The 16,396-nt window shown below is 42.4% G+C and carries 15 protein-coding genes; 10 read left to right on the top strand and 5 right to left on the bottom strand.

The annotated features are described in order from the left end of the window. Positions 1-4: 4 nt before the first annotated feature. Together F0249_RS01455 and F0249_RS01450 are read right to left on the bottom strand one after the other, a co-directional pair. On the bottom strand, positions 5-979 hold the full coding sequence (locus F0249_RS01455) for a ParB/RepB/Spo0J family partition protein (RefSeq protein ID WP_113798656.1): 975 nt from the start codon (positions 977-979) through the stop codon (positions 5-7). 7 nt (positions 980-986) lie between these two features. Continuing rightward, positions 987-2,204: a ParA family protein gene (locus F0249_RS01450; RefSeq protein ID WP_171755594.1), complete on the bottom strand. Its 1,218-nt coding sequence runs from the start codon at positions 2,202-2,204 to the stop codon at positions 987-989. A gap of 1,438 nt (positions 2,205-3,642) precedes the next feature. Between F0249_RS01450 and F0249_RS01445 the strand changes: the two genes are divergently transcribed. Beyond that, positions 3,643-5,619, top strand: coding sequence for a replication initiator protein RctB domain-containing protein (locus F0249_RS01445; RefSeq protein WP_171755593.1), 1,977 nt, complete (start codon positions 3,643-3,645; stop codon positions 5,617-5,619). Between the two features lie 320 nt (positions 5,620-5,939). Here the strand turns inward: F0249_RS01445 and F0249_RS01440 are convergent, their stop codons facing one another. From F0249_RS01440 to F0249_RS01430, 3 genes are read right to left on the bottom strand one after another with little or no spacing between them, the layout of a single operon-like run. Beyond that, positions 5,940-6,422 carry a transcriptional regulator gene (locus F0249_RS01440; protein ID WP_171755592.1) on the bottom strand — a complete coding sequence of 161 codons (483 nt, stop codon included), beginning with the start codon at positions 6,420-6,422 and terminating at the stop codon, positions 5,940-5,942. Beyond that, positions 6,419-7,351 carry an ATP-binding cassette domain-containing protein gene (locus F0249_RS01435; RefSeq protein ID WP_171755591.1) on the bottom strand — a complete coding sequence of 311 codons (933 nt, stop codon included), beginning with the start codon at positions 7,349-7,351 and terminating at the stop codon, positions 6,419-6,421. Before F0249_RS01435 ends, F0249_RS01440 begins: the two co-directional genes overlap by 4 nt. Before the next feature lie 9 nt (positions 7,352-7,360). Beyond that, positions 7,361-8,185, bottom strand: coding sequence for an ABC transporter ATP-binding protein (locus F0249_RS01430; protein WP_171755590.1), 825 nt, complete (start codon positions 8,183-8,185; stop codon positions 7,361-7,363). Positions 8,186-8,544: 359 nt separating this feature from the next. On the opposite strand from F0249_RS01430, the gene F0249_RS01425 reads away from it, so the two are divergent. The 9 genes from F0249_RS01425 to F0249_RS01385 all read left to right on the top strand — a co-directional run bounded on the left by F0249_RS01425 (position 8,545) and on the right by F0249_RS01385 (position 16,368). Beyond that, on the top strand, positions 8,545-8,742 hold the full coding sequence (locus F0249_RS01425; protein ID WP_113798668.1) for a PA3496 family putative envelope integrity protein: 198 nt from the start codon (positions 8,545-8,547) through the stop codon (positions 8,740-8,742). Between the two features lie 279 nt (positions 8,743-9,021). Further along, positions 9,022-9,231 (top strand): DUF3283 family protein, encoded by a 210-nt coding sequence (locus tag F0249_RS01420; protein WP_017053874.1) that lies wholly within the window; start codon positions 9,022-9,024, stop codon positions 9,229-9,231. A gap of 94 nt (positions 9,232-9,325) precedes the next feature. After that, a complete protein-coding gene (locus F0249_RS01415; RefSeq protein ID WP_113798670.1) occupies positions 9,326-10,042 on the top strand; it encodes a YebC/PmpR family DNA-binding transcriptional regulator in 717 nt (238 codons plus the stop codon). Between the two features lie 336 nt (positions 10,043-10,378). Continuing rightward, positions 10,379-11,038, top strand: a complete 660-nt coding sequence (locus F0249_RS01410) for a hypothetical protein (protein WP_253825266.1) — start codon at positions 10,379-10,381, stop codon at positions 11,036-11,038. Between the two features lie 29 nt (positions 11,039-11,067). Continuing rightward, complete coding sequence (locus F0249_RS01405; RefSeq protein WP_171755588.1) at positions 11,068-11,826, top strand: ABC transporter ATP-binding protein; 759 nt, start codon at positions 11,068-11,070, stop codon at positions 11,824-11,826. Further along, positions 11,823-13,166 carry an ABC transporter permease gene (locus F0249_RS01400; protein WP_171755587.1) on the top strand — a complete coding sequence of 448 codons (1,344 nt, stop codon included), beginning with the start codon at positions 11,823-11,825 and terminating at the stop codon, positions 13,164-13,166. Before F0249_RS01405 ends, F0249_RS01400 begins: the two co-directional genes overlap by 4 nt. Further along, the gene (locus F0249_RS01395) at positions 13,159-13,932 is read left to right on the top strand and encodes an outer membrane lipoprotein-sorting protein (RefSeq protein WP_171755586.1); all 774 of its coding nucleotides are present in this window, start codon (positions 13,159-13,161) and stop codon (positions 13,930-13,932) included. The genes F0249_RS01400 and F0249_RS01395 overlap by 8 nt, the downstream gene beginning before the upstream one ends. 73 nt (positions 13,933-14,005) lie before the next feature. Continuing rightward, positions 14,006-15,316: a hypothetical protein gene (locus tag F0249_RS01390; protein WP_171755671.1), complete on the top strand. Its 1,311-nt coding sequence runs from the start codon at positions 14,006-14,008 to the stop codon at positions 15,314-15,316. Continuing rightward, complete coding sequence (locus F0249_RS01385; protein ID WP_171755585.1) at positions 15,316-16,368, top strand: sensor histidine kinase; 1,053 nt, start codon at positions 15,316-15,318, stop codon at positions 16,366-16,368. The genes F0249_RS01390 and F0249_RS01385 overlap by 1 nt, the downstream gene beginning before the upstream one ends. The last annotated feature ends 28 nt before the right edge of the window (positions 16,369-16,396 follow it).

Here is a 16,396-nt window from a genome sequence, read left to right as displayed (position 1 = left end):
GAAACTAGTTTAATTTTGTTTGAACAAAATCTAGAATTTCCTGCATGGTCGCATCGTCAACTTTTTTCAAATTCAACGCTAAATTAGCACCTTTGCGGCTATAGCTCGCTCTGCCTTTTACAAACTCAACTTTTGCTGTCGTCGCATTTTTCTTAGGTGGCGATAACTGATAGATCCATGCTTCAATCGTTTCAGTCACATCTTTTGTTAAGCGAGCGACACCTTGAGCTTGGCTACGTTGCCAAACAAAACCGTCTTCAGATAAACACTTATCAAGTAGAGTTGACTGTTCTTGTGTGCTTAACTCGCCAAATTGCTTGTGTAACTTAACGATTGTAGGACGCCCCAAGTCACCCACATTTGGGTATGCTTGCAACAGTTCGAGTGGCAATGACGCTGCTTTCAGTGCCCCACTCACTAATGCTTCACTACATTGAAACATTGCTGCTAATGCTTTTTGATCTTCCACTTCACCACTATCGAGCTTAGCTTGCATCTCTTTACCCTTCTCATACAGAGAAAGTGGCTTATGAGCATTTGCAACATCAGACAAAAACTTAGCGCGTTCGGCATTGATATCATCAGCAACGTAGATTAAAAACTCTTTTTCCGCAAGAATACATGACATGCGACGACGACTACCGTCTAGTACTTCGATTCTTCCATCTTCAGTTCTACGACCAACAGCAGGATATTGCTGTCCACGTTCACGCAATGTCGTTAAAACATCAGACAAAGCATGTTCATTTAAAAATGATTGTTCACGGGCATTTTCCGCAAAAACAACCGTCTTTTCTGTGATGCTATTCGCTGGGATTCGGATCAATTCGAATGAAACAAGTTCCTCTCCGGCCACCGCCAACTCAATAATCTGAGTCTTATCTTTTGCTGCGGTTTGTGCTTCTTGAGGAGTGACAACTCGGCGCTTATTTGCTTTACCAAATAATTTAGCATTCAAGTCAGAAGTTTTAATAGCCATATTCTAATTACCCTTGATTCAATGACGACCAGTTACTATGCAATAAGCGTTCAATTTCTAATGCACTCTTTTGGACTGCGTCTTGAGCGGTCGCTAAGGTTTTCTTACCACCTTCAAAATCACTTGTCGTCAAATCAAAAACGGTGCTGTAAGTATCCGCGCAAGTTTCAAATGCTCGACTACGTGGAATCGTTGCCATCGTAACTTGATCACCCAACAAATAGTTCATTTCAGTCAGTACTGAAAGTTGCTTTTTATTATCATCTTCAAACATGGTAGGCATTAAACGAACGAACTCTAAGCCCTTCCAGTCATCAGGGAACATCTCGTATACCGTAGGTAGATGCTGGAAGAAGTTCACAGTTGATGCCCAATCCAGTCGTTTTGCCGCACATGGAATAAGCAGTGCATTAGAGGCATACATCGCATTCCAAACCAGCGGGTCAACGTGAGGACCGGTATCGATCATGATGACATCAAAATCGTCCGCAATCTTATCGATGAGTTTCTCTTTTAACAGACGAACAATATCTAGTGATTGATCTTGAGAAAGGTTCTGCCAAGCTTCAGCGTTAAACATCGCATCTTCAGGGAAAGCAGAAATCGTCTTCAAGTTCGGATATTGAGTTGGCAACAACACATTTTTGTGTAGGAATTCAGCATCAACATCGACACCTTCGGGAACATTATCCAGCATAATATCGACAGCAGAGTAGATATTCTCATGCTCAGAAGCACTAATTTGTGGATTCAAAAATAGACGTAAAGAGCCTTGTGGATCTAAATCGATAAGACAAATACGGTAACGTTTGTCTAAATTCAGAGACAAACACGCAGCAAGGTGAACGACGGTCATTGACTTGCCTGTCCCACCTTTCTGATTCTGAACATTAATAACCCAAGGCTTATTATTGCCATGTTTTTTACGCTGGTGAAATTTATCAACGCCAGCAGCATCCATTATCATGTGCGCTTCTTGCAGTGATATAGAGTAGTGATTGGCATTATTTTTCGTAAATTGATGCCCTTGAGCTTCTAATTTACTGATTGCATCATCCAATTTTCGACGAGTTAACCCAGAACGAGTCTCCATTAATGCCTTAGACATCGGGGGAAAACGATCATCACTACGCTCTTCTAGCACAATTTCAATGCGATCAGCTTGAACCTGTTGTGTTTGCTCGGCTAGCCTATAGAGATTTTCTATTGTTTGTTCTCTTTTCATTGCCAAATTCCGTTAAAAATACCTTGAACAAATTGTACAGCAAATTAAAAGCAAAACAACAAAAAGGTGAACATACATTTTTGAGCTTAATCACAATAAATATTAAACATTAACGTCAAATACTGTGAAATCTCACTATTTATGCACAAATTTACTAGGAGAACAAGCTCCAAAAACTCATAAAACGAAAGTGTTACAGCGTCACTCATTTACAGTGTAAAACATACAATCATCGGAACGATTACTTTTCCTTCACAACTTACGGCTAATGTATTTCTAACTTTTTTCACTTTAAGCATGAAAGAACCGCCAGCTAACAATATGTCGCACATTCAGTCATCGGCATAAGAAACTATCCTGGTGAATTTTCACACAAAAACACACAAGCTATAAAATATAGCATGTCACAAGCCTAATAAATTAATCATAAACCGCTTCGTTACTCGTAAAAATATCATCATTTTCATAATAAACAGACCAAAAAACCTAAAGATTACGACAAGAAATCTAAAAAAACAGCAACGTCATAGTCAGACAACGACAACTAAGATCAGCTTTAAACCGTGTAAATCCTGTCAAAAATTAGGAAGCATGATCATGAAAGCTTCCTTGATCATGCTTACGGGGGTTTAACGGCATTATCGAACGATGATCAAGGGAAATATTACCTAACACACACAGAACGTTGATCATATAACTTAATGATCAACATTCGGAACAATGATCACCATATAAATATACGGAAGCATGAGTTTTTGACCACAAACTACGGGCAAATGCAGATAGAATAAGGCTTCATGGTAAATCGCCTCGATAATACGCACATCAACGTAGAGTTACCTCACCAGAAATCAATAGAATAAGTCCTTGATCATGCTTTCTATATAAAGACAAATATCGAGTTAACCAAAAATCAGAAATCCAAAGTCAAATTTGATGTAAACTTAACCAGTTAGAATGGAAATCCCCTCCAATCCACTTATCATGATCATGTTTCCTAGGCATTTAAATCGGTTTTAATGAAAATTGGGGTCAATTGCGTTGGATAAGTAAAAAATATCTGCCGTGGATAAAAAAGATCTGTGGATAACATGTGTAGGGCAGATGATCATTGTTTCGAAATCACCTTGATCATTCTTTACTTGCTTTAATGATCATGCTTCTAGATTTAGGTGATCATCTTTTCACGGTTTAAATGATCATCGTTTCAATCATCTTATGATCATGCTTCTGAGAGCCATTTATTTTACATCTTTATTTACAATGACTTACAAGCAAATCCACGGCCAGATCATTAGATCATATTATCAATATAATCATATTAATCAGAAAGATCAGTTATTTAAAAACAATAAATTTTTTCTTTATTTATGATCTATTTTTCTTTATTCTTTGGGAACTATAATGACATTACGGCTAGTGTGATACGGATCTAATCATGACCTCTGTGCAAAAAATTCTAATTAAAGCCCCGCGTAGCCATAAAGATGGTCACATGTTTGAAGTTTCTGAAGCTGCTGTTGATTGGATAGAACAATATCAACACTTCAAAGGAGTAACTAAAAGCATTATTGAATTGCTTAATTTGATCTCTTTAAGGAGTTTTACCAGCAAAGATGGTTATGTTTCAACAACAGACATTGTTGAAGCAACCGAAGGTCAACTAACAAGAGCAGCTTTACAGCAAAGATTAAGAGCAGCGGTGAATATCGGTTTATTCTCACAAACACCAGTTCGCTTCGAAGAGGGCCTTGCTGGTAAGACGATGTTACATAAATTTGTAAATCCAAATCAGTTGATTTCTGTTTTGGGTGCAACAAGCTTGATCACTGAATCTGCTAAATTTAACGAAAAAAAGAAACGTTCTAAAGCACTAGCCCAAACGAAGGTGAACAAGCGTTTACTCAATGAACATGGGTTGAACACACCACCAAGCATGAAAGATGAGGCCGATCAATTTGTTGTATCTCCAACGAATTGGGCCGGAATCATAGATCAAGCACTTGCTCCGCCAAGAACTCGAAAAAGTTACCAGAAATCGATGGTATCGATCTCAGGAACTAGAGCTGTGATCGAAACAAGATCATCTAAAAACATTATGACCGTTGATGATCTTATGACGCTTTTCGCGTTGTTTACACTCACTGTTCAATATCACGATCATCATCAAGATGACTACCACCTTGATGCGAAACCGACGCCAAATAAAACGCCCCTATATATTACTGATATTTTATCTCTTAGAGGTAAGAAGGATAGTGGTCCTGCACGTGATTCGATTCGAGACAGTATCGACAGAATTGAATTCACCGATTTTCAACTGCATGAACTCACTGGCCGATGGTTAAGTGAAAACATGCCAGAAGGCTTTAAGAGCGATCGTTTTAGATTTCTAGCTCGTACTATTACTGCATCAGAAGAAGCCCCTACAGAAGGCTCTGACGGCGAAATACGCATTAAACCGAACCTATATATCTTAGTTTGGGAGCCATCATTCTATGAAGAGCTAATGACTCGTGATTATTTCTTCCTATTTCCACCAGAAATCTTGAGACAACATACGCTTGTTTTCCAATTGTATTCGTACTTTAGGACTCGTATGGCACGTCGTCATACTGACAGTATGTTACTCAGCGAACTGAACCAAAAACTGGCTAGAAATATCGAATGGCGTCGTTTTTCAATGGATTTGATCCGTGAATTGAAAAGGCTGTCTGAAGGTAAAAAGTCAGATGATCTATTTGTCGTAAATTTGTGGGGTTACCACTTAACGATCGAGACGATCGAAGAAAAAGGCAAGCCAACAGATTATCAAGTCGATATCAAATGCGATGTGGAAGAAGTATTGCGTTATTCACGAGCTCGTACCACGAATGCAGGTAAGCGAAACATGGCGCCAACCCTACCAAATCCGCTGCGAAATGAAATGGTGTCTAAGCAGAAACTCGAAGAGCTTTCAGAGATCATTGATGGAGAGTTTGAACCAATTCAACGTAAATCGCCATCTCCACGCGGCAAACTTGGTCGTCGAGTTAAGCAAAGAAAACACTTGGTTGAAATCAACGCTGACGAAATTACGATCACACTCTCTAAATACACCTCTCCAGAGGCGCTAGAACGCAGCATAATGGCTTTAGCCGCGATGACAGGCCATTCACCTAACTCAATCAAAGATGAATGTTCAGAGCTTATTGATAAGTTAGATTGGCTTCGCGTAGGAGAACAAGTTATTCCTTACGAAACATTGAGTAAGATGATTGAACTTTATAATGATCAAAGTGAAAACAAGCACCTCTCTATTGAACGCTTAATTTCTGGCTTGGCGGTTCGACGTAAAATTTGCAAGCAAGTCTTTGATGGACATTTAGATGAAGCCGTTTTCCGCGCATTGGATGAAGTGGCGATTGGTATTTGATGATAATCAGACATAACCTTGACGATGAACTGACATAGTAAATGTGATACTTGCTTATTATTTATCCCGAATAGACAACCTTTTGTCCTTTCTGATGAATTAATAGATTGGCTCATATTGTTACATTCATTCTGAATTGATTTTGCGAGTTCCTCGGAGCTCGCTTTTTTTTGCCCTAAATTCCATTCACCATTAAAAATCAAAAGTTTACATTATTAGATGCCGAAGCATGATCAAGTTCAGATCATACTTTCAATGGATCTTGTTGTTTTAAGTGGACTGTTATTTTGATGAGTTGATATTGGATCGATAGGGGATGATCAGTGAATCTGATGTTTCACACTGCTTTGATCATCGTTCTGAGACTGGCTTGTCATAAAGCGGACATGCGATTCGATCAATTTTTCGGACTCTTGTAACCAGCGCGACCCTTGCTGTTGATTCGCAAACTCCAAAGCGAGTACACACAAATGCTGTACTCTCTGCGTACACCACTCTTGTAAATCCGGCTCCGCTCTCGTGTCACAACATACCGCCTGAAGCTTGCTGTAAGCGAACATCAGATATTGGTAGGCTTTTTCTTGATGATGTGGATTTTGGTTTGAATTTCGGTAGAAAGTAAAGATACGCAGGCAGCCGTCTAACCAACATGCGATGCCTTTGCTTTGTTCATCCGTGATCAAAGGCCCCCAGAGTGCATCTGGAGGCGTTAAGATCAAAGGTTCTAACCATTCCACTTGATCATGCTTTCGGTTTTTGTACCAATCTCCGACGGGCTCTAACCAAGTGTCTAGTTCATTCATGCAACATTATCCCACTGTTTAACAAAGTGATTATCTGCGACTTGCTTAATTTCATGCTGTATTTCGCTGCTCTGTTTTCGAATACGATCTGCGTCTATGGAATAGTTTGACTCATTTTTTACGAGTTCACCAAATGGCAGATCGGGATCTGGCACCGCAGAGATCAACAATTTCGTATATGGGTGTTGCGGGTTAGTTAAGATCGACTGGGTTGAGCCCCATTCGACGATCTGTCCTTTATACATTACCGCGGTTTCTTCTGCTATGTAGTGTGCGGTCGCAAGGTCGTGAGTAATGAACAAGAAGCCTATCCCAAGCTCTTTCTTCATTTTTTGCATGAGATTGAGCACGCCAAGTCGAATTGAAACATCCAACATCGAGGTCGGTTCATCGGCAAGAATGACTTCAGCCCCAACCGCAAGCGCTCTGGCTAGGTTAACCCGCTGTCTTTGGCCGCCACTGAGTTCATGAGGGTATTTCGCGAGAGTTTCGACGGGTAACTCCACCAGCGTTAATAACTCTTTAAGGCGTTCTTCTAGAGCCGTTTTATTGGCGACTTGCTTATGAATCTTAAGCGGGCGCGTTAAGTGGTGCTCTATGGTGTGAGTAGGATTGAGTGAGCCAAATGGGTCTTGAAACACCATTTGCACACGGCTGCGGTAATCCAAGATGTCTTTGCGGCTGTTGAGTGTAGAAATGTCTTTGCCGTTGAATAGGATCCCTCCCTCAGTTGCAGGGTAAACCTTGGTCATCAGCCTCGCGCATGTGCTTTTCCCGCACCCAGACTCGCCAACCAGTGCTAATGTTCTTCCTGTATATAGGTCAAAGCTAACGCCGTGCAAGGCTCTGAATATTTCTTCTTTGCCAAATCCACCGCCGACAGTGAATTCTTTAACGAGGTTTTTTACTTGAAAAATAGGTTGTGACATAGAGCTCTCCTAGCAGGCTGTCGCGTGAGCATGTTCGTGAATATTAGGGAAAGAACTCCATAGTTTTTGGGTGTAGGAGTGCTGTGGATTGTTACGAATCTTATAGGCTTGGTTGACTTCAACGATTTGGCCGTGACGCATGATGGCAATGCGGTCGCATAGTTGACTCATTAATGCCAAGTCGTGGGTAATGAAGAGTATCGAAAAGCCAAACTCCTCTCTGAGTTGGTGTATCTGCTGCAAAATCTCACGCTGTACTACCACATCTAGAGCCGTTGTCGGCTCGTCCATGATGATCAGTTTAGGGTTAAGTGCGAGGGCAATGGCAATGACTAAACGTTGACGCATTCCCCCACTGAATTGGTGAGGGTATTCGGTGAGTCGGTGGCGCGGAATGTTGACCAAGTCGAGTAACTTTTCTGCGCGATCTTTCGCTTGTTTATTGTCCATTCCTTTATGATGGCGCAGCACGTCGGCAAATTGTTCTTCAATGGTTAACACGGGATTGAGTGAATTCATCGCACTCTGGAACACCATAGCAATCTCGCTCCAACGCAAGGTATTCAATTGGTTGTCTGATAAGCTCAACAGATCCTGTCCGCCAAAGAGTATTTGGCCACCAGATATGAACGCGGGCGGCTTATGCAGACGGTTAATAGCAAACGCGATGGTACTTTTGCCACAGCCAGACTCTCCAGCTAACCCAAAAATCTCACCCTGGCCAATGCTAAAGCTGACGGATTTGACCGCGTTGAAATCACCATCATCGGTGATGTAGTCGACGCATAAATTCTTCACTTCGAGAAGTGGTGTATCTGAATTTCCCACAGACATGATAAATACTCAGTTATGATATTGATAACCATTATCATTAGCATGTGTTGAATTTAGTGAAAGCGGTGAGCACAAAAATAATGAAGTAGCTCGAAATTTATCTTGAGTTGTTACACGAATTTTCAGCGGAGAAGAAGAATGGTGAGAGGGAAAATGAGAGTTGGATCAAACCACATTTCTTATGGGGAATCTTTTAAATGTAATTGCAGAAAATGCTTTTGGCAAAGTTTAAATGAGGCATTTATTAATTAGGTTTGTGAAGCGTCGGAATCATCACATTTCAGTACAGATTGTCTTAACAACGAAAACCACATTTGCTACAGATTACCTGTCCGCTACATGGTGCTTCGGAGGAAAACATGTCGATCAATTCAATCAACCATGACGAAATGACAAATATTGCAAATACGTGGGATATCACGGAAGAAGAAGTGAACCGTAAGCCTGAACGTCAACTAAAATCAGCGGAAGCTCGCAGACGCATTGAAGCGATGAGAGAGATTCGAGAAAGTGGTTTGAGTATGGATGAGGCGAGAGAATTAGGATTACTTCATTAATCAAATATAGAGATACCGCGTTGCAGTAAACGAGAATTCAAAAGGTGGCCGAGTCCACCTTTTTTGTTGCCTGAAGGAAAAGGCATCAGCCTGATGCCGTGTAATGGTGCAGTGATATTAAGATTCATTCTGTTGATTTGCTGTTCAATTGAGTGCGATTAGAATAAAAAGAAGTGGAAAAGGTGCGGTTTTCTTGCTGTTAATCGTATTTTCTACTCTGAAATCTTAATTGCTCTATGTTATATTTCCAGCCCAAATGTATTACTGAATGGGCTGCCTATGTCGATTAACCTGTCATTGCTTCCTCCCGATGAGAAAAATAAGATCGAGCTGGATAAACAGGCATCGTTTTTAGTTTGGAAATTAAAACAAGCTAAAGCGGGTCCTGAAGCAATCACCGAGCAAGCCAACAAAATTGTCGATGAGCAAGAAAAAGTATGGTTTGCGCAGTCTGTTGACAAATACAAGCGAGTAATGGGCGTCGCATAAGCGAAACGCTTTTTCTTCTGCATTAGTTGGAATTTAATGATCTAACTTTTTGCTAGAATCTGCCCTGTTAAATTGAATCAGAGAGAAGATCCCGATGGGAAGAAGTTTTGAAGTGCGCAAGGCCTCAATGGCGAAAACTGCAGGCGCAAAAATTAAAGTTTATTCTAAATACGGTAAAGAGATTTACGTACTGGCTAAGAACGGCAGTTCTGACCCGGACATGAACCTACCTCTTAAGCACCTAATCGCAAAAGCGAAGAAAGACCAAGTTCCAGCACACGTTATCGACAAAGCGATCGATAAAGCGAACGGTGGTGGTGGTGAAGACTTCCAGCCAGCTCGTTACGAAGGTTTCGGCCCTGGTGGCACAAGCGTAATCGTTGACTGCCTAACAGACAACGGCAACCGTACTTTCCAAGATGTTCGCCAATGTTTCGTTAAGACGGGTGCGAAAATCGGTGTTGAAGGTACTGTTTCTCACATGTTCGCTCACCAAGCTGTATTCCAGTTTGCTGGTGAAGATGACGAGATCATCCTAGAAACGCTAATGATGGAAGATGTAGACGTAACAGACGTTGAGCTAGAAGACGGTGTGATCACTGTATTCGCTCCAACGACTGAGTTCTTCAAAACGAAGACAGCACTAAACACTGCGTTTCCAGACCTAACTCTAGATGTTGAGGAAATCACTTTCGTTCCTCAAACTACAGCGCCAGTTGCTGAAGAAGATTCTGAGAAGTTCCAAAAATTCTTAGACATGCTAGACGACTGTGATGACGTTCAGCAGGTTTACCATAACGCTGAGCTGTAATAACGTATCTCTATTTTAGCCGAGCAATTTGCTCGGCTTTTTTGTGTCTCACTTTCACCTTGATCATGCTTCTGTCTGAATACCTTCTATGAGATCGTCAAGCTGCATATGTGGCAGAGCCATCAGGGGTAATATGTAGGGTGGGGCGTATTTACTTCCCTAGAATCCCATTCGCGCTTAATACAATCCGTTCATCCTCATTTATTGCCATTCGTCGCACTGTACTGCGGCATTCCATTTTTGTCGGTAACCTTTCAACATCAATATTTGAAAGGGACTGCAATCATGGCTAATCACATCAATTTATCATCTTCAATATTTTCACCATTTAGAAATATGGCTCGCCGAATACTGACAGCAACCGTTATTGGTGCAAGTTGCTTTGTATTGTTAGGAAGCAACCTTGCGAAGGCGAATCCACCAGCGGAATTAATTAACTTATATAACCAAGCCGCACAAGGGGATGAAGAAAAAGTTGAGCAAGTACACAAGCAACTGAACTCGCTGATTAAACAGCAAGGCGCAACACCACTCAATTTGGTCTATTTAGGCAGCACTGAAACATTACAAGGACGGGATGCATTCTTGCCTTGGAATAAAATGAAATACGTTGAGAAAGGGCTCGCAACGATAAATAAGGGACTTACCTTACTCGATAGTCAACTTATCCCTCTTGTGCAGCAAGAACGTATTCAGGGGATTCCTGAGAGCTATCTGACTCGCGCAATGGCAGCGGTTACTTACTCCTCTTTACCAGACATGTTTAATCATTTTGAACGCGGTTACGATCTTTATTTAGCACTACTGATGGAGCCTCAATTTGAGCAACAACCTTTTGCGGCAACGGCATGGATCTATCGTTATGCGATTCAAGCATCATTAAGAGCAAATGATCTGGATCAAGCACAAAAGTGGATGGCACTGATGGAGTCTAAGGATCCTCAGAATTTAGAAACTGAGACTGCAAGAGCACTCGTCGGTCAAAGTCGTGGTTAAGGGTCATTGGCATATATTGGGAGTTAACTATGATTCAATTTAATCAAATTGCGAAAAAGTATCAGCTAGGCAGTCAATCAGTTGCGGCATTGCAATGCGTTGATGGGCTCATTAATCAAGGTGAGATGGTTGCACTGTGTGGGCCATCCGGATCAGGCAAGAGTACGCTACTGAACATCCTAGGTTTATTGGATATGGAATACCAAGGAGAGCTCTCTCTAAACGGGATCGATTACCCGAAAGAGCGTTTAGCCGCCGCCAAGATCCGCCGTCATAATTTCGGTTTTGTCTTTCAAAAATTCAACTTAATACCCGTAATGACAGCGTTGGAAAATGTCGCTTATCCCTTGCATCTGAATGGTGTGAATAAGCTACAGCAAGATGAACAGGCGAAGTTGATGTTAGAAAAGGTGGGGCTTGGGGAATTCATCCACCATCGTCCAGATAACTTATCTGGAGGGCAGCAGCAGCGAGTGGCGATTGCCCGCGCATTGGTTCATAAACCTGCTTTAGTGATCGCCGATGAACCGACAGCAAGCTTAGATAGCCAAACCGCGAATTTGATAATCGATATTATGAAGACCTTGTGCCATGAAATGGGCACCACATTCATTGTCGCTACTCATGATCCTCGCATGGCGCAACGCTGCGATAGAAGTATTGAATTGCTGGATGGAAGGATTAACCATGGTGAGCCCTCACTGATGAGTCACCAATCATTGAACGCTCAGAGCGTCGAGCGTCAGTTAGATCAACATCAAGTGAATGTAATGGAGGGGATGTTATGAGTCAATCAACGGATTCTGAACGGACAAAAACCATTAATGTTGCTCCGAAGAGGATCAAATTACTCCCTACCTCTTTAAGACTTGCGTGGCTCAATTTACGCAGGAATAGTCGTCGTAGCCTTTTATCCGTGTTGATCATCGCGATTGCTGTGTTTGCTCTTACTAGTGCTGGTGGCTTTGGTTTGTATACCTACGAATCTTTGCAAGAATCGACCGCAAGAGACACTGGTCATCTAACCTTGAGTCTACCGGGTTATTTTGAACAAGATGAAGAGATGCCATTGAGTAATGGTTTGGAGAATACGCAAGCCTTAATCAGACATATCATCGGCGATGAAGCGGTACGCGGTGTTCAACCTCGGGTCTATTTTAGTGGCTTAGTCTCGAATGGCACCAAGTCGACCATCTTCATGGGAACCGGCGTGAACGAGCGTGAGTTTGATATGAAAGGGCCGTTTTTGGACATGAGAGCGGGAAGCACGCTCTCTGATGTGAATTCAAGTCGTTATGATGCAGCAGAACCTGAAGTGATGCTTGGTGTCGATTTGGCGCGTAATTTGAAAGTGTCGATTGGGGATTGGGTAACACTGCTCGCGACCACCAGCGATGGGGCGTTGAATGCGTTCGATTTTAAAGTCCGTGGTGTCTACTCCACTGGCGTGCCGGATCTCGATAAGCGCCAGTTGTATGTGCATATTACGAGTGCGCAAGAGCTCTTAGCATCAGAAAAGGTCAGCACTCTGTCTGTGTTCTTATTTGAAACTTCTCAAACAGCAGCCGTACAAGCACGTTTAGATGCTCAATTAAATAACTTAAAAGAGAGATCTCAGGAGCAAGGAGACATCGCTTTGAGTCAAGATCTTGAGATCACCCCTTGGCAAGATCGCGCTTTTTTCTATAAGAAAGTGAAAGATCTTTATGACCGTATTTTTGGGATCATGGGAGCGGTGATGGCGTTAGTCGTTTTTGTTGCACTGTTCAACACCATGACCATGTCCGTAACCGAAAGAACCCGTGAAATAGGTACGCTTTCGGCTCTAGGAAGTTACCCATCAGAAATTGTGCGTGGCTTTTTACGCGAGGCGGGATTACTGGCCTTAATCGGCAGTGTGGTTGGCGCAATATCAACGGCCGCAGTGAGTATTATTTTGCTGGTGGTCGATGTTCAAATGCCGCCACCACCGGGAAGAACGGAAGGCTATCCACTGAATATTTACTTCTCCTATGAGCTTGTGCTGATGGCAACCGCAGGGGTGATGGCCATTTGTATTATTGCGGCATTTTTGTCAGCAAGAAAAGGTGTCAATAAACCTATCACGGAGGCGTTAACTTATGTTTAATTATTCATCTGTACTACTGATGAGTACGCTACTGATTTCTGGACATGCACTGGCAGCGTCAACGCCAGACAAGCAAGCTGTCACGACTATGATCGCGAATGCTGATCAGTATCGAATTCAGCCTGGCGCGTCTAAAGTGATCTCTTTTGTCAGCCTTTATAAACATGACGAGCTTGATAGTACTCGCCAGTACAATGTCTATACGCGACCAAACCGAGAGTCTCTGGTGGTATTTAAATCGCCAGTAGAAGCGGGGCAAAAAATGCTGATGAAAGAGGACAATTACTGGCTTCTCATGCCGAAAAGTCGTCGCCCAATTCGGATTACACCTATGCAAAAATTGCTTGGAGAAGCCTCTGTCGGAGATATTTCTACGCTAACGTGGAGTGAAGATTATCAAGGTGAGTGGGTCAATGCTGAGCAAATAAAAACAGGTTCAGGACAAGAAGTGAGCGCACACCAACTCAAACTTACCGCCATCACTAAAGGGGCAAGCTATCAAGTGATTACTCTTTGGTTAAGCGCGGAAAGTGATTTTCCAATCAAGGCTGATCTGTACTTGAGATCGGGAAAAATGGCGAAGCAAGCATGGTTTAAGAAAGGGTTACGTGATGGGTTAACCAGCGTGGTCGCGATGACCTTACTTGATAAGATCCAACCGAGTAAAAAAACGGTCATTGAGTACCAAGATATCTCAGTTCAGAGCCTTGATGATAAGTATTACAACCCCGCTTATTTATCTCGTAATAGTGTATCGGATCTATAGCGAATGAAGTGTAAGGAGTAGGGACTTGAATTCATGTTTTTATCTATTAGGGCGAAATTTAACCTGTGCTTTGATGCTGCTCAGTTCAGGGGTGAGTGCTAACGATTCAGAGCTTAACTTTGATTGGGATTGGCAAGTGAGTGCTGAAAGCGTGCAGTCTCGGGATTCCATTTTTTTACAGGGACTTATTGATCACCAAGATACGCTATCGACAGCGGTACAGACAGGTAAGCATCAAAGCCTCAATGCCATGTTAGATGTTGAAGCGACGTACCAGCAATGGTTGGGGTTATTTGCAATCAAGGCAACGGATATTTATGCCCACTCGAATGATTCAAGAATCGAAACCAATGATATTGACGCTGAGTTCGTGGTGCGAGAGCTCTTTTGGCAAGGTGAACTCTCATTAGATTCTATTGGGCTGAGTGAACAGTACGCTGATATCACGCTTGGGAAAATTCGACTCGATTGGGGGGTTGGCTACGGTTATCGGCCACTTGATGTGTTCAAACCTTACCGTCGAAACCCGGTTGGTATTGTCGCTGAAGAGGGCACGGGAGTCGCTTCTGTCTCTTTGTTCGATGCGACAGGTGAATGGACTCTGTTATATACCGATTCATCTTGGTCTTCTCAACCAACCAATGATATTGAGCGTCAATCGCAGCAGCAAGGCGTTGGGGTCCGTCGATACGCGATGTTGGATGAAACCGAGTATCAGTGGCTCGCGTATTATGATGATGTTCGTCACGGCTTGCTGGGGGCTAGTGTTGTATCGGTACTCAGTTTGGCTTGGGAGTTTCACGGTTCGCTGGTTTATCAGCGTGATAGTTTAGGGTACAGCCAACCTGAATCATTGACTCAGTCAGTATATTTGGATCAACAAGGGGAAGCCGTGCAAGCCTTAGTGGGGTTGACTTGGGCAAATGAGGTCGGCAATAGTGTTGTTTTGGAATATTGGTACGATAGTCGAGCATGGAGTCATTCTGATTGGCAAAAGGCAATGAATAAAGCAAACATACTGAATCAGAGTCCTTTAACCGCGCCAATTAGTGCCTCTTATACCCAAGCGTATCAACAGGCGAATTTGGTTCAACATAATGTCATGTTTCACTGGACACTTGATTCTTCGGCGTGGTCACAGTGGGAGTGGAGTCAAGGTTATAACTGGTTGCAAGATGTGACTCCTACATTTGATCTACTTTATTCTCCGCAAGATACGGGTTTTATCGCCACACAATGGTTGAACGTTGGTTTGATGGATACGGGGGAGGCATCGGTTGATTTGGAACTTGCAGCACGCTTCTTAAATGGAAAGTCGAGTTCTGCTTACGCTAACTTGCCAGATAAACATATGATTCTACTTAATCTAAAAGGACGATTTTAATGATCAACGCTAAAGTGGATAGAGAATCAAGTGGCCAAACATGGCTAAGAACGGCACTATTCACAACACTATTTTGTGTCGTGATAGCGTTTGCAACTCAATCGGTATGGGGAGGCTTAATTTATCAGCACTTGATGATCAGTTGTGGCTTTGGCTATAGTGCCATTTTTGCAGCCAAGTTTATTGATGTTGTTTTCCCTGCATTACCTCGTCGCATCGAAGTGATCTGTTCTCTGGGTTTTTCTATGCTTTTTGGTACTTGGAATGCTCAGTATTGGATTCAGGATGTCATCGGCTCAGAAACTGGACTTGCTCAGTTGAGACCCGTTGTATTTTTAGGTTTCATTTTCACCATCGTCTGTTTTTATTATTTTTACACCAAAGAACAGCAGTTGGTTGCTGAGCGCGAACTCGAAGCGATGAAAAGGAAACAGTCAGAACAAGAAAAAGCACTAGTGATCAGCCAGCTAAAGCAGTTACAAAGCCAGATTGAACCGCACTTTTTGTTTAATACATTAGCAACCATTAGTGTCTTAATTGAAACGGACAGCGATAAAGCTAAATTGATGCTGCAAAAACTGACAGAGTTGCTCCGCGCTACGCTCAATAGCACTCGCCACCAGCAGACGACTATCGAGCAAGAAGTGGCATTGGTACAAGCGTATTTAGAGATTCAACAAGTTAGGCTAGGGCAACGTTTAACGTTTTCTATTCAAACAGAAACCGTAGATGTAAGCCGATCCTTACCTCCACTTTTAATCCAGCCTCTAGTGGAAAATGCATTAACACATGGTATTGAACCATTGGCTCAAGGGGGGCATATCTCACTGGGTATTCGCCAATCTGATGATCAATTAACCATTACCGTGAGTGATAATGGGGCAGGGCTGAGCCCAAATCTCAATACTGCAGGAAATGGAGTAGGGTTAGACAATATTCGTCAGCGTATTACGACCTTATTTGGAGAGCAAGCTTCAATGAGTGTGAAAGAACAAAGTTCAGGAGGCGTGAGCGCAATATTAGTACTTCCCTGTGATAAGTTAGATGGTTAGCCCACACTTTTAATTACCTAATCACACC

The sequence above is a fragment of the Vibrio sp. 03-59-1 genome (assembly GCF_013114135.1).
GTDB classification, from domain to species: domain Bacteria; phylum Pseudomonadota; class Gammaproteobacteria; order Enterobacterales; family Vibrionaceae; genus Vibrio; species Vibrio cortegadensis.
The sequence above is the reverse complement of the archived record's forward strand: the minus strand, read 5'-3'. Positions and strand labels throughout refer to the sequence as shown.